12 protein-coding genes are annotated in these 14,031 nt (G+C 71.9%); 9 read left to right on the forward strand and 3 right to left on the reverse strand.

From position 1 onward, the window contains the following. The first annotated feature begins 232 nt into the window (after positions 1-232). Positions 233-1,504: a polysaccharide deacetylase family protein gene (locus ACTMVF_RS03315; RefSeq protein ID WP_441269546.1), complete on the forward strand. Its 1,272-nt coding sequence runs from the start codon at positions 233-235 to the stop codon at positions 1,502-1,504. Here the strand turns inward: ACTMVF_RS03315 and ACTMVF_RS03320 are convergent. After that, a complete protein-coding gene (locus ACTMVF_RS03320) occupies positions 1,494-2,516 on the reverse strand; it encodes an ATP-binding protein (RefSeq protein ID WP_441269404.1) in 1,023 nt (340 codons plus the stop codon). The two genes, ACTMVF_RS03315 and ACTMVF_RS03320, sit on opposite strands and share 11 nt — an antisense overlap. A gap of 101 nt (positions 2,517-2,617) precedes the next feature. Here ACTMVF_RS03320 and ACTMVF_RS03325 point away from each other — a divergent pair, with 101 nt between their 5' ends. Beyond that, on the forward strand, positions 2,618-3,442 hold the full coding sequence (locus ACTMVF_RS03325; protein WP_441269405.1) for an oxidoreductase: 825 nt from the start codon (positions 2,618-2,620) through the stop codon (positions 3,440-3,442). 505 nt (positions 3,443-3,947) lie between these two features. On the opposite strand, the gene ACTMVF_RS03330 is transcribed toward ACTMVF_RS03325, so the two are convergent. Further along, complete coding sequence (locus ACTMVF_RS03330) at positions 3,948-4,781, reverse strand: HAD family hydrolase (RefSeq protein ID WP_441269406.1); 834 nt, start codon at positions 4,779-4,781, stop codon at positions 3,948-3,950. A gap of 572 nt (positions 4,782-5,353) precedes the next feature. On the opposite strand from ACTMVF_RS03330, the gene ssd reads away from it, so the two are divergent. The 7 genes from ssd (at position 5,354) to ACTMVF_RS03365 (ending at position 11,297) form a co-directional block, all read left to right on the forward strand. Beyond that, positions 5,354-6,466: a septum site-determining protein Ssd gene (ssd, locus tag ACTMVF_RS03335; RefSeq protein WP_441269407.1), complete on the forward strand. Its 1,113-nt coding sequence runs from the start codon at positions 5,354-5,356 to the stop codon at positions 6,464-6,466. Between the two features lie 491 nt (positions 6,467-6,957). Next, entirely contained in the window at positions 6,958-8,124 is a 1,167-nt protein-coding gene (locus ACTMVF_RS03340; RefSeq protein ID WP_441269547.1) for a TadA family conjugal transfer-associated ATPase, read from the forward strand. 96 nt (positions 8,125-8,220) lie between these two features. Continuing rightward, positions 8,221-9,108, forward strand: a complete 888-nt coding sequence (locus tag ACTMVF_RS03345) for a type II secretion system F family protein (protein WP_441269408.1) — start codon at positions 8,221-8,223, stop codon at positions 9,106-9,108. Between the two features lie 39 nt (positions 9,109-9,147). After that, on the forward strand, positions 9,148-9,936 hold the full coding sequence (locus tag ACTMVF_RS03350; protein WP_441269409.1) for a type II secretion system F family protein: 789 nt from the start codon (positions 9,148-9,150) through the stop codon (positions 9,934-9,936). Positions 9,937-10,064: 128 nt separating this feature from the next. Then, the gene (locus tag ACTMVF_RS03355; protein WP_441269410.1) at positions 10,065-10,274 is read left to right on the forward strand and encodes a DUF4244 domain-containing protein; all 210 of its coding nucleotides are present in this window, start codon (positions 10,065-10,067) and stop codon (positions 10,272-10,274) included. Positions 10,275-10,344: 70 nt separating this feature from the next. Continuing rightward, positions 10,345-10,674 (forward strand): TadE family type IV pilus minor pilin, encoded by a 330-nt coding sequence (locus ACTMVF_RS03360; RefSeq protein WP_441269411.1) that lies wholly within the window; start codon positions 10,345-10,347, stop codon positions 10,672-10,674. Positions 10,675-10,796: 122 nt separating this feature from the next. After that, complete coding sequence (locus ACTMVF_RS03365) at positions 10,797-11,297, forward strand: Rv3654c family TadE-like protein (RefSeq protein ID WP_441269548.1); 501 nt, start codon at positions 10,797-10,799, stop codon at positions 11,295-11,297. Between the two features lie 93 nt (positions 11,298-11,390). Here ACTMVF_RS03365 and ACTMVF_RS03370 read toward each other — a convergent pair whose 3' ends face one another. Next, positions 11,391-13,964 (reverse strand): DEAD/DEAH box helicase, encoded by a 2,574-nt coding sequence (locus tag ACTMVF_RS03370; protein ID WP_441269412.1) that lies wholly within the window; start codon positions 13,962-13,964, stop codon positions 11,391-11,393. Between the last annotated feature and the right edge of the window lie 67 nt (positions 13,965-14,031).

Raw genomic sequence — 14,031 nt, forward strand, 5'->3', positions numbered from 1 at the left:
AAACGGATCGTAATGCAGAGTAAAGGCCCGGAATAGATTTTCCGGGCAAATGGGCTAATAAATCCCCCCAAAGGATGAAGTGGCTAATTAGTCGGCTTGTCGTACTAATTCCTTCTCGGCCCCGTGCGACCTTGGCGGCGCTGTCGGCACCCGAGAGAAGGAAGAAGGTGGACGGAACATGGCCGCCACCCGCAGGTTCGCCGCCCCCCGCAGGATTTCTGCGACACACAGGATCGTCGTGACGCACCGGATCGCCGCGGGTACCGCGATCGCCGCGGTCTGCGCCGTATCGCTCGCCGGTTGCTCGACCGGCACCGACCCGATCCGGCAGGGGGCGTCCGGACCGCAGAAGCCGCAGCCGGCGGCGCCCGCGCCCCAAAGCGCGGTCCGCCTGATCGGCGACGGTTCCACCGCGTACACCGGAGCCCAGCCACACCTGCCCAGACCCGAACGCCTGAGGTCAGGTCAGAAGCCCCCGCAGTTCGTGGTGTTCTCCTGGGACGGCGCCGGCGAGGACGGCCAGAAGCTGTTCTCCCACTTCCGCGGGGTCGCCAAGGCGAACAACGCGACGATGACGTACTTCCTCAGCGGTGTGTACATGCTGCCGGACCACAAGCGCGACCTGTACCGCCCGCCGCAGCACTCCCCGGGCCGCTCGGACATCGGCTTCAACGACGTGGAGGGCATCGCCGACACCGTGAAGCAGCTGCGTCTGGCGTGGCTTGAGGGCAACGAGATCGGCACCCACTTCAACGGCCACTTCTGCGGCAGCGGCGGAGTCGGCGCATGGTCGGTCGAGGAGTGGAAGGACGAGATCACCCAGGCGAAGAGGTTCGTGAAGTCCTGGAAGACCAACACCGGCATGGCGGACGCGGCCCCCCTGCCCTTCGACTACGACAAGGAACTCATCGGCGCCCGCACGCCCTGCCTGGAAGGCCGGAAGAACTTCGTCAAGGCCGCCCGCGAGATGGGCTTCCGCTATGACTCGAGCGGCGTCAACAATCAGGTCTGGCCCGCGAAGAAGGGGGGCCTGTGGGACCTGTCGATGCAGCTCGTGCCCTTCCCCGGCCACTCCTACGAGCAGCTCACCATGGACTACAACTTCATGGTCAACCAGTCGGGCACCACGAGCCAGGGCGACCCCGCCAAGTACGACTTCTGGGGCGACCAGATGCGGGACGGCCTGCTCATGGGCTTCCGCCGGGCCTACGACGGCAACCGAGCGCCCCTGATCATCGGCAACCACTTCGAGTCCTGGAACGGCGGCACCTACATGCGCGCCGTCGAGGATGTGGTCGAGGCCGTCTGCAACAAACCCGACGTGCGCTGTGTCTCCTTCCGGCAGCTCGCCGACTGGCTGGACGCCCAGGACCCGACGGTCCTGAAGAAGCTGCGCACGCTGGGGGTCGGCGAGGCCCCGAAGCAGGGCTGGGCGTCCTTCCTCTCGGGGCGGCCCGCCCCGGCTCCGAAGGGGGCGCCCGGGGCGCCGGCGGTCAAGCAGTAGCAGTCAGGGGCGAGTTGCCCTCACGCAAGCCGAGGACGCTCTCGCCGCGTGCCTCACCGAGCACGAACCCGGGGTCGATCTGCGCCGTCAGGTCGGCCCCGGCGCGCTCGTTTCCCCAGGACTGGGCGTTCTTCAGATGGAAGTGCACCATCTGGCGCGTGTAGCGCTCCCAATCCCGTAGCTCGTACGTCGCATCCACGGCCGTGCGCAGCCGGCGCAGGGCGAGGTGGTTGGCGTCCTCCAGGAGCTCGAACCGGGGTGGGCGGCCCTTCTCCATGGCGCGCACCCAGTCCGAATGCCCGACGGTCACCAGCAGGTCGTCCCCGACCTCGGCGCGGAGGAAGTCGAGGTCGTCCTGTCCCTGCACCTTGTTGCCGACGACCTTCAGGACGACTCCGAAGTCGCGGGCGTACTCCTTGTACTGGCGATAGACGCTGACCCCCTTCCGGGTCGGCTCGGCGACGAGGAACGTCATGTCGAAGCGGGTGAACATGCCGGAGGCGAAGGAGTCCGAGCCCGCCGTCATGTCGACCACGACGTACTCGCCGGGGCCGTCCACCAGATGGTTCAGGAACAGCTCCACCGCCCCCGTCTTGGAGTGGTAGCAGGCGACCCCCAGGTCGGAGTCCGTGAAGGCGCCGGTGACCATCAAACGGACGGCGCCGCCGTCGAGTTCCACCGACCGGGCGCAGGCGTCGTACACCGGGTTGTTCTCGCGCACCCGCAGCAGCCGCGAACCCTCGCCGGGCGGGGTCGTCTTGATCATCGTCTGGGCGGAGGCGATCCGCGGATTGGAGCCGCGCAGGTAGTCCTTGATCAGCGGCAGCCGCTCGCCCATCGCGGGCAGCGCGGCGGCCTCCCTCTCGTCGAGGCCGAGCGCGGCTCCAAGGTGCTGGTTGATATCGGCGTCGACGGCGACGACCGGCACGCCTGCGGCGGCGAGGTGGCGGACGAACAGGGAGGACAAGGTGGTCTCGCCGCTGCCGCCCTTCCCGACGAAAGCAATTTTCATGTTCACGAAGGGTAGTGGGGCGGTAGCTGTATGTGGCAGATGTGCGTGAAGAAGGCCACTCGATCGTGGGGTGAGGGCCCGGGGTGCGTAATGTCGTACTCATGAGTACGACAGGTGCGACCGCCGATCCGCTCGCGGCCCTCGGTTCACTGCCCGGTGTGCCCGAGTCCGTGGAGTCCGTGCGCAAGGCCGTGGACCGGGTCTACGGGCACCGGATCATGCGGCGTCGCAGCAACGAGATCACCTCCGAGGCGGCCCTGCGCGGCGCCCGTGGTTCCGGGGCGCTGTCGGGTGCCGACTGGGCGCTCGAAGAGGTGCGCCGGCGTACCGACTTCAGCGGTGACGACGAGGCGCGCGTGATGGGTGCGGCCCTGCGGCTCACGGCCGAGGCGGGCCAACTGCTGTCCATCTGGCGGCAGTCACCGCTTCGGGTGCTGGCCCGGCTGCACCTGGTGGCGGCGGCGAGCAAGGACGACAAGGTCGGGCGACCGCGCCAGGAGGGCGAGTCGGTCGACGAGCCGCTGGTCGAGCTGCCGCTGCCGAGCGCGGCGGAGGTGCACGGCCGTCTGGAAGGCCTGTCCGAGCTGATCATCGCCGGCGGATCGGCGCCCGCTCTGGTGACGGCCGCTGTCGTGCACGGCGAGATCCTCGCGCTGCGCCCCTTCACTTCCCGCAATGGCCTCGTCGCGCGCGCGGCCGAGCGCATCGTCCTGGTCGGCAGCGGCCTCGACCCGAAGTCCGTCTGCCCGGCGGAGGTCGGCCACGCCGAACTGGGCCGCGCGGCCTATCTGGCGGCGCTCGACGGCTACGTCTCCGGCACCCCCGAGGGCATGGCCGCCTGGATCGCCCACTGCGGCAAGGCCATCCAGCTCGGCGCACGCGAGTCGACGGCGGTGTGCGAGGCGCTGCAGCGTGGGGCGGCGTAACGCACGCGAGCGGGTGTGGGCCGTGGTGACCCACGCGGGCGTGGGCGCACGCGCGTGTGGGTCCGTCGTAACGCACGCGCGCGTGGGGCGTCGTAGGGCGGCTCGAGAGTCGTAGGGCACGAAAAAGGCCCCGCGCGGGGGCTCATATGAGTTGCGGCGGTACGAGGACTCGTACCGCCGCTGGCATGTCCACCGGGTTACCAAGCGTCCTCGATATGTTGCCCATCAGGTCGGGAACTTTTGCCCGTCACCTGGTGTGGCTGGCCCGTAATCGACGGGTCGACGTCGCGTGGGTGCCCGGTGTTCATGCTCGGTCCGTGGGGCCAAATGCGTATTAAAGGTGATCCTCGCGGATGTCCTTGGTCTCGCGGGCCGTTGAGTCCTTTGTACTCCAGGACCCAACCAAGCGGAAGGCCTGGTTGCAGTTCTTTACTTTTACTCTCAAAACTGCGTCAAACGGGCGCCGATGGCTCGAACTGGGCACACGGAAACCGGGAGGCGCAAGTCAGGTGAGAGCCGTACGGCGTCGACTCGCGTACCAGACCAGCCCTGCGGTGGCCGCGGCGGCTCCTACGGCCGCCGCCGCGACAAGAGCGGGTCGCGGCGGCACGGAGAAGGAGGGAATCCGCTGCTTGAGTCGGACCGGGCGGTGGAAGTCGAGAATCGGCCACCCGCGAGCGAGTGCCTCGCGGCGCAGCGCGCGGTCGGGGTTCACGGCGTGTGGGTTGCCTACGGACTGAAGCATCGGCAGGTCGGTGGCTGAATCGCTGTAGGCGTAGCAGCGGGAGAGGTCGTAGCCCTCGGACGCGGCCAGCTCCTCGATCGCCTCGGCCTTCGTCGGGCCGTAGGCGTAGTACTCCACCTCGCCGGTGAAGCAGCCGTCGTCGCCCACGACCATGCGCGTGGCCACCACGCGGTCGGCGCCGAGCAACTCGCCGATCGGCTCGACCACCTCGGCACCCGACGTGGAAACGATCACGACGTCGCGACCGGCGGTGTGGTGCTCCTCGATGAGGGAGGCGGCCTCGTCGTAGATGATCGGGTCGATCAGGTCGTGCAGCGTCTCGGCGACGATCTCCTTGACCTGCTGGACGTTCCAGCCGCGGACGAGCGCGGAGAGGTACTCGCGCGTGCGCTCCATCTGGTCATGGTCCATACCGCCCAGGCGGAAGACGAACTGGGCATATGCGGTCCGCAAGGCGGCCCTGCGGTTGATCAGACCGCCTTGGTAGAAGGACTTGCTGAACGTGAGCGTGCTCGACTTCGCAATGACCGTCTTGTCCAGGTCAAAGAAGGCCGCTGTGCGGGGCAAGGAGTGGTTTTCCACAACCCTGAGCATAGGGGCAGCCCATTCGGCGTAAGGTGGGCGCGTGGGTTTGCCTGAGAGGGCTCTCGGGTACACCATGGAAGTCACGGATCGTTCGCGACCGTGCTAACCCGGTCCGACTCCTCCCCCCCCGAGTCGGCCGTGGAGACGACCCCCGCTCTCCCCCCCGGCGGGGGTCGTCGCATGTCCGGGTGGGTTTTCCCCTTCTGATCCTGGCCGCGAGGCCGAGGCGAGGCGGCGGCGGCCGCCTCTTGCACATGTTCATGATCCGTGACTGTGTGTAGCTGTCGCGCTGCTCTGCGGAAGTCGTACAGAGGTCGGTGCGGGGGTCACCGGTATGGGTGACGGCCATATTCACAACCGCCGAGTTGTCCACAGTTATCGACCAAGATCCACACGATTTCCGGGATCGCTGCACCGTGATTCCAGCGCGTCCGCTCAGGCCGACTTCATGGCCGGTTCTGGTTAGTCGGGCGAGTTTGGCCGGTTCGTATCGGCCGTTCATATGGAGGCCGGTTGCCGGTTCTCCACACGTTTGGGAATCGCGGGGCCGCAGGGCCGCGCGAGTGGTGCAGCGATGGGGGATGGAAACCGTGACCGCAGCCGTCACACACGATCAGCCGCCCGCCGCCTCGGGGCGGCCGGGCAAACCGTTGATCGTCACGGAGGACGCCGATCTGCTCGACGACCTGCTGCGCCTGTGCGCGGCGGCCGGCGCCACACCGGAGGTCCACCACGGGGTGCCCGAGCCCAGAGGCAGCTGGGAGGCCGCGCCGCTCGTCCTGGTCGGCGACGACGCCGCACGCCGTGTGCGCGGAGCCGGACGCAGACGGGGAGTGGTGCTGGTCGGCCGGGACCAGGACGACTCGGGCGTCTGGCGCAGGGCCGTCGAGATCGGCGCCGATCACGTCCTGATGCTGCCCGACGGCGAACAGTGGCTGGTCGACCGCATCGCCGATGTCGCCGAGGGCGTCGGCCGGCCCGCCCTCACCGTCGGGGTCATCGGCGGCCGCGGCGGGGCCGGAGCGTCCACGCTCGCCTGTGCCCTCGCCGTCACCGCCGCGCGTGAGGGGTTGCGCACGCTGCTCGTGGACGCCGATCCGCTGGGCGGTGGACTCGACGTCCTCCTCGGCGGTGAGGCCGCCGACGGCCTGCGCTGGCCCGCCTTCGCCGGCTCGCGCGGGCGGCTCGGCAGCGGCGCCCTGGAGGAGTCCCTGCCGAAGCTGCACTCCCTACGGGTCCTGAGCTGGGATCGCGGCGACTGCCTCGCCGTCCCGCCACAGGCGATGCGAGCGGTACTCGCCGCGGCCCGGCGCCGTGGCGGCGCAGTCGTCGTCGACCTGCCCCGCCGCATCGACGACGGCGTCGCGGAGGCCCTCGCCCAGCTCGACATGGGGATCCTCGTGGTCCCAGCCGAACTGCGCGCCCTCACCGCCGCTCGGCAGGTGGCCTCCGCGGTCCGGATGGTCCTGCGGGATCTGCGGGTGGCGGTACGCGGGCCGTACGCGCCCGGCCTTGACGACCGCGAGGTGGCCCGGTTGCTGGAGCTTCCGCTGGTGGGCGAGGTGCCGGTCGAGGCGGGACTGCTGCGACCGCACGAGACAAAGGCTCCGCCGGGGACGGTGGGGCGAGGGCCGCTGGCGCGGTTCTGCGGGGAGTTCTGGGAGCGCGCGGTGCTTGAGGCGAGGGCGGCATGAGGGGTGGCGTGAGCAACGGTACGAGTGCGGGTGCGAGCAGCGGCATGAGTCGGGGCGTGCGCAGTGGCGAGAGCGAGGGTGCCCGCAGTGGCACGAGTGACGGCATGAGTGACGGCATGAGTACGGCTGCGGGGCTCGGGCTCGAGTGGGTGAGCGGTGGCGCGGGTGGTTCGGTGCGGGCGTCCCCCGAGCGGTGGCGGTCGAGCGGGACAGCGGCCGGGAGGGTGCATAGGCGCCCGCCGCGATGGGCGTTGGACGGTTCGGCGAGTGACGCTGTCGCGCGGGCTCGGGTGCCGGACGGTTCGGTGAGTGCCGGTGTGGTGCGCGCCCGGGTGTCGGAAGGCTCGACGAGCGCCGCTGTGGTGTCGCGCGTGGCGGAGGTCGCGGCGAGTACGTCCACGAGGCGGTGGGATCCGGTCGACCGGGCCGGTCCGTCGGCTGGGCGGTGGGCGTCGGCCGGGACGGCGGCCGGAGCCGCGTCCGGGGCGGGCATGCCGACGGGGCTGCTCGACGGGGTGCGGCAGTGGCTGGCCGAGAGCGGGGCCGAGCCCACGCCCGCGCGCGTGGCGCAGGCCCTGCGGGAGCAGGGCAGGGTGCTGGGGGATGCCGAAGTCCTCGGGGCGGCCGAGCAGTTGCGGTCCGAGCTGGTCGGGAGCGGCCCGCTGGAGCCACTCCTCGCGGATCCGTCGGTGACGGATGTGCTGGTGTCGGCGCCGGACCGGGTCTGGGTGGACCGGGGCGGGGGCCTGGAGCTGACCTCCGTGTCCTTCCCGGACGCGGCGGCCGTACGACGCCTTGCCCAGCGCCTGGCCGCGGTGGCCGGGCGGCGGCTGGACGACGCGCGCCCCTGGGTGGACGCCCGGCTGCCCGACGGGACCCGGTTGCACGCGGTGCTGCCACCCGTCGCCGTCGGCTGTACCTGTCTGTCGCTGCGGGTCGTACGGCCGCGGGCGTTCACGCTCGACGAACTGGTCACGGCGGGCACGGTGCCGCCGGGCGGGGACCGGGTGCTGCGGGCGCTGGTCGACGCGCGGCTGTCCTTCCTCATCAGCGGCGGGACCGGCAGTGGCAAGACGACGTTGCTGAGCGCGTTGCTCGGGCTCGCCGGGCCGGGCGAGCGGATCGTGCTCGCGGAGGACTCGGCGGAGCTCAGGCCGGACCATCCGCATGTCGTACGGCTGGAGAGTCGACCCGCCAACCAGGAGGGCGCCGGGCTCGTCAGCCTCGAGGACCTGGTGCGGCAGGCGCTGCGGATGCGGCCGGACCGGCTGGTCGTGGGCGAGGTGCGCGGATCCGAAGTGGTCCATCTGCTGGCCGCCTTGAACACCGGTCACGAAGGAGGCTGCGGGACCGTCCACGCGAACGCGGCGGCCGACGTACCGGCCCGGCTGGAGGCGCTCGGCACGGCGGCCGGGCTCGACCGGGCCGCGCTGCACAGCCAGTTGGCGGCCGCATTGTCGGTCGTACTCCATCTCGTGCGGGACCGGGCCGGGCGGCGGCGGATCTCGGAGGTGCATGTGCTGGAGCGGGACCCGTCGGGGCTGGTGCGGACGGTGCCGGCGCTGCGCTGGGGCGTGGAGGCGTTCGCGTACGAGCGGGGGTGGGAGCGCCTGCGGGGTCTTCTTCGGGGCGCAAGCGATGAGGGGTGTGTGCCGTGATCGTGAGGGTGCGGGGGCCCCGGAGGTGGGGCGTGGTGATCGTGAGGGGTTCCGAAGCGGTGAGGAGTCGGTGGCGTGAGGGGGTCGGTGGTCTGAATGGGTGAGATGTCGTTGGGCACGGCAGCGGCGTGTCTCGGGGCGGCGGTCTGGTTGCTGGGCGGACGGAACTCCGGGACGCGGCGGGCCGAGCTGCTGCTTGCGGGCGGTGGAGTGGTGGGCGCCGGGCCGCCCGACTGGCGGCAGATGGCCGGGGAGTTGCATCGGCTGCGGGGGCGGTTGCGGGCTGAATGGTGGGCGCCGGCCGTCGGGTTGGTGCTGGGTGTGCTGGGGGCGTCGTTGCTGCCGGTCGTCGCGGGGGCGGCCGGGGTGCCGTTGCTGCGGAGGGTGCGGCTGGCCCGGGAGGCGCGCCGGACGCGGGAGCGTTGCGGGGACGCGGTGATCGCGCTGTGCGGGGCGCTTGCCGGGGAGGTACGGGCCGGGCGGCAGCCGGGTGAGGCTTTGCTGCGGGTGGCGCGGGACTGCGGTGGGCTCGGTGAAGCGCAGGCCGCGGTGCTGGCGGCGGCGCGGTTCGGTGGGGATGTCCCGGGCGCGCTCACGTCCGCGGCACGGCAGCCGGGCGCCGAGGGCCTGTCGGGCCTGGCCGCGTGCTGGCGGGTGGCCGTCGACCAGGGCGCGGGACTTGCGGCGGGACTCGACCGGCTGGAAGGGGCGCTGCGGGCCGAACGGGACCAACGTGCCGATCTGCGCGCCCAGTTGGCAGGGGCTCGGTCGACGGTGGTGATGCTCGCCGGGTTGCCGGTCCTGGGGCTGCTGCTGGGTGCCGCGATGGGGGCCGACCCCCTGCATGTGCTGCTGCACACCGGGGCGGGGCTCGGGTGTGTGGTGGTCGGCGGGGTGCTGGAGGGGCTGGGGATGTGGTGGGCGATGCGGATCGTGCGGGGAGCGGAGGCGGCGTCGGGGCGCGCGAAGGAGACGGCGGCGTGAGGACTTGGGCGGGCCGGGGCGTGCGAGGGAGGTGGCGGCGTGAGTGCGGAGTTTGTCCACAGGCTGGGGGCGGCCCTGGGGGCGGCGTTGGCCGTCGGGTGGCTGTTGCGGTGGCCCGTGGCGGCGCGGCGCGAACGGAGGGTGCGGCGACGCCTGGCCGAGTTGATGACGACTGCCGACGTTACGTCGATACGCCGACGGTTCGACGTCCGGCAGGGGATGCGGCGAGGGCTGCCCATGGCGGCGGTCGTGGGCGCAGGCTGGGCGGTGGTCGGCGGCGTCGTGGGCCTGGCAATGGGGCTGATCGTCGCGGGCGGGATGTGGATGTGGCGGCGCCGGCAGAGGGCTGTTGGCGTCGAGGAGGAGCCGGACGCCGGTGAGGTGGCTCGCCAGTTGCCGCTCGCCGCCGATCTGTTGGCGGCCTGCATCGCGGCGGGAGCAGGTCCGGTGATCGCGGCACAGGCGGTGGGCGAGGCCTTGGGCGGTCCCGTCGGGGACGGGCTGGCGCGAGGGGCGGCGGAGGTGCGGCTCGGCGGTGAACCACGCGAGGCGTGGCAACGGCTGGCCTCGATGCAGGGGGCCGGCGCGCTGGCGCGGTTGCTCGAAAGGGCCGGCGTGTCGGGGCTTCCGGCGGCCGGACCGGTCGCTCGGCTCGCCGCGGAGGCCCGTGCCGACTGGGCGCGCTCCGCGACGGAGCGGGCCCGGCGGGCGGCCGTCATGGTCACGGCGCCGGTCGGGCTGTGCTTCCTGCCCGCGTTCATCGCGGTGGGCGTGGCGCCGGTCGTGATCGGGCTTGCGGGCGGGGTGCTGGGAGGGGGTGGTGGATGAGCAGGTGAGGGGCGGCGACGGTCGCCGGTCAGTGGACGAGCTCGGCGTTCGGCAGCAGGCGAGTTCGGGCTTCGGCAGCAGACGTTCAACAGCTGGTTTCAACAGGACTGAGCCTTACGGGGGTTGAGATGTACAAGACGGTACGGGCACGGATGCGCGCCCTGATGTGCAGGATGCGGGCGGCGCGGAGGGACGCGGGGATGGTCACCTCCGAGTACGCGATGGGGATCGTGGCGGCGGTGGCGTTCGCCGTGGTGCTCTACAAGGTCGTGACGAGCGGGCAGGTCAGCGCGGAGTTGCAGGCCATCGTGAAGCAGGCGCTCGATGCGCGGATGTGAGCGGGACATTGAGCGAGGAACGGACCGGGGTGCCGGTCGGGAGCACGGTCGGGGATCGGACCAGGGGTTCATGACGGCGGAGTCGGCTGTCGTGCTGCCCGTGCTGGTGATGTTCGCGATGGCGCTGGTGTGGGGGCTGCTCGTGGTGGCCGCGCAGATCCAGTGCGTGGACGCGGCCCGGACGGGCGCCCGCGCGGCGGCCCGGCAGGACCCGGCCGACGCGGTCATCGAGGTGACCCGTGAGGCGGCGCCGCGCGGCGCGACGGTCACGGTCGGCCGGGAGGGGGACGAAGTCCGCGTGGTCGTCGTGGCCAAGCCGCCGGTGCTGCGTGGGCTCCCGTTCGAGGTACGGGAGGAAGCCGTGGCAGCGGCGGAGGAGATGGTGGGGGCGGGGACATGAGAGGGGGTTTCGCAGAGACCGGCCGCACGCCCGTCGGCTGGGGACCCGCCCTCAGGCCCGCCACTGGCCGAGAACCTGACCACACGCCCCTGACCGGTCCGCACTCCGGGCACGGTCCCGGCATCGAGCGGCATGCGGCCCGCAGGCCCGTCGCCACCAGGCATGTTGCCCAGCGACTTGCTGTCGGCACGCGCTCCGACCGCGGTTCCGCCACCGTCTGGAGCCTCGGCGCCATCGCCGTGCTGTGTGTCGTCTTCGGCGTCGTACTCGCCCTGGGCCAAGCTGTTGTGACCCGGCACCGTGCGGCCGGCGGTGCGGATCTGGCGGCGCTCGCGGCGGCCGATCACTGGGCGCAGGGCGGTACGGCCGCCTGCGCCCGTGCGGAGCGGGTGGCCCGGGCGCAGGGCGCGCGGCTCGTGCGGTGCGTGGTGGTGGGCGAGGTCTCGGACGTGACGGCGGTGTCGGGCCGGGGGCCGTTCGCGGCGGAGGTCAGGGCACGGGCGGGGCCTGCGGGTCCGGAGGCGGCGACCCCGCCGGAGGGGCCTCCGTCGGGCGGCGCTGCGGGGACGGACCGGCCGCCGTCGGCTCCTCGACCGGTTGCGCGGCCGCCGTCGGCTCCATGACCGGTTGCACGGCCGACATCGGCAGCTCCCCGTCCTAGCCGTGGCAGCAGGCCAGCCGCCCCCGCCCCGCCGCGCGAGCCGTCCCCAGCCGGTTCAGGACCCGCCGTCGTTCGCCGGGGTGCCGCCCCCCGCTGGGCCAGGCCCCCCACCCCTCGCCGGCACAGCCTCCCCCTCCCCAGCCGTGGCGAGCTCCCCCTCCCCGCTCACGGCAACCTCTCCCTCCGCCGCCCCCCGCAACAGCACCGTCAGCAACCGCACAGCCCCCTTCTTGTGCAGCGGATCGTTCCCATTGCCGCACTTGGGGGACTGGATGCAGGACGGGCAGCCGGCGTCGCACTCGCAGGAGGCGATGGCCTGGCGGGTGGCGGTGAGCCAGGCGCGGGCGGTGTGGAAGGCGCGCTCCGCGAAGCCCGCGCCGCCGGGGTGGCCGTCGTAGACGAAGACCGTCGGGAGCAGCGTGTCGGGGTGCAGCGGGATCGAGACGCCGCCGATGTCCCAGCGGTCGCAGGTCGCGAAGAGGGGCAGCAGGCCGATCGAGGCGTGCTCGGCGGCGTGCAGGGCGCCGCCGAGGATCTCGGGGTTGATCCGGGCCTCGTCCAGCTGGTCCTCGGTGACCGTCCACCACACCGCGCGGGTGCGCAGCGTACGAGGAGGGAGGTCGAGTTTCGTCTCGCCCAGTACCTCACCCGTGATCAGCCGACGACGCAGGAAGGAGACCACTTGGTTGGTGACCTCGACGGAGCCGTAGCACAGGCGGCCGTCGCCCCACGGGACCTCGATGTCCGTCTCCAGCACGGAGATCGACGTGGTGTCGCGGGCGACCGTCGAATACGGCGGTGCGGCCTCCTCGACCAGGGCGACCGAGTCCTCCAGGTCGAGGGAGCGGACGAGGTAGGTGCGGCCCTGGTGCAGGTGGACAGCGCCCTCGTGCACCGTGCCGTGCGCGGCGCCCGCGTCCACCGTGCCGAGCAGCCGTCCCGTCCCGGCCTCGACGATCTGGACCGGCCGGCCGCCCCCACCGCGGATGTCGGTGAGGTCGGCGGCCCGTTCGCGGCGCGTCCAGTGCCAGGCCTTCGTGCGGCGGCGCAGCAGCTTCGCGGCCTCCAGTTGCGGCAACAGTTCCTTGGTCTCGGGACCGAAAAGCGCCAAGTCCTCGTCGGTCAGTGGGATTTCCGCGGCCGCCGCGCACAGGTGCGGAGCCAGGACGTACGGGTTGTCGGGGTCGAGGACCGTCGACTCCACCGGCCGGTCGAACAGGGCCTCGGGGTGGTGGACGAGGTAGGTGTCCAGCGGGTCGTCGCGGGCGACCAGGACGGCCAGCGCACCCTGTCCGGAGCGGCCCGCCCGGCCTGCCTGCTGCCACAGCGACGCGCGCGTGCCCGGGTAGCCGGCGATCAGTACGGCGTCCAGGCCGGAGACGTCGATGCCGAGTTCCAGGGCGGTGGTGGCGGCGAGGCCGAGGAGTTCGCCGGAGTGCAGGGCCTGTTCCAGGGCACGGCGCTCCTCGGGGAGGTAGCCGCCTCGGTAGGCCGCGACACGCCGGGCGAGGGAGCGGTCTACCTCGGCGAGGCGTTCCTGGGCGATGACCGAGATCAGTTCGGCGCCGCGCCGGGAGCGTACGAAGGCGACCGACCGCACACCCTGCACGGCCAGATCCGTCAGAAGGTCCGCCGTCTCGGCGGTCGCCGTACGGCGGACGGGGGCGCCCTTCTCGCCCTGGAGCTCGGTGAGCGGAGGCTCCCAGAGGGCGAAGACCAGTTCCCCGCGTGGGGAGGCGTCGTCGGCGACCTCCACCACCGGCAGGCCCGTGAGGCGGCCGGCGGCCACCGCGGGCTCGGCGGCGGTCGCGGAGGCCAGCAGGAAGACGGGAGAGGCGCCGTAGCGGGCGCACAGGCGGCGCAGGCGGCGCAGGACCTGGGCGACGTGGGAGCCGAAGACGCCGCGGTAGGTGTGGCACTCGTCGATGACGACGTACTTGAGCGCCTTCAGGAAGGAGGACCAGCGGGGGTGGGACGGGAGTATGCCCCGGTGCAGCATGTCGGGGTTGGTGAGGACGTAGTTGGCGTACTGGCGGATCCACTCGCGTTCCTCGAACGGAGTATCGCCGTCGTACACAGCCGGCCGTACGGAATTGCCCAGCGGATGTGAAAGTTCCTTCACCGAACGGCACTGATCCGCCGCAAGGGCCTTGGTGGGGGCCAGGTAGAGGGCGGTGGCGCCACGGCCGTTGGGGGCCTCGGAGCCGTCCAGGAGCGTCGAGAGGACCGGCACGAGGTAGGCCAGGGACTTGCCGGACGCCGTGCCCGTGGCGACGACCACGGAGTCGCCGTCCAGGGCGTGCTCGGCGGCGCGTGCCTGGTGGGCCCAGGGATGTTCGATTCCCGCCGTCTGGACTGCGGAGATGACCTCCGCGCGGATCCGGTCAGGCCAGACGGCATGGCGACCCTCCCGCGGGGGCACATGCTCCGTATGAGTGATGCGCGAAGCCCGGCTCGGCCCCGAGGCGAGCCGGCCCAGCACCGTACCCGGGTCCACCCGGGAAACGGGGCCCGTCGGGGATCGATCGGATCGGTGATTCTTGGCCATCGGCACCGAGTGTGTCACTGGCGTGACGGACAATGGGACCAAGGCGTCGTGCACGCCTGCCGGTAAGTGATTGAATGCCATCGCGGCTGGCGAACCGTCCTGGGGGCTGTAAGCCGAGGTGTCCCGAGGGACGACCGCTCGATAGCAA

It is taken from the genome of Streptomyces sp. SD31, assembly GCF_052068475.1.
In the GTDB taxonomy this organism is placed as follows: Bacteria; Actinomycetota; Actinomycetes; order Streptomycetales; family Streptomycetaceae; genus Streptomyces.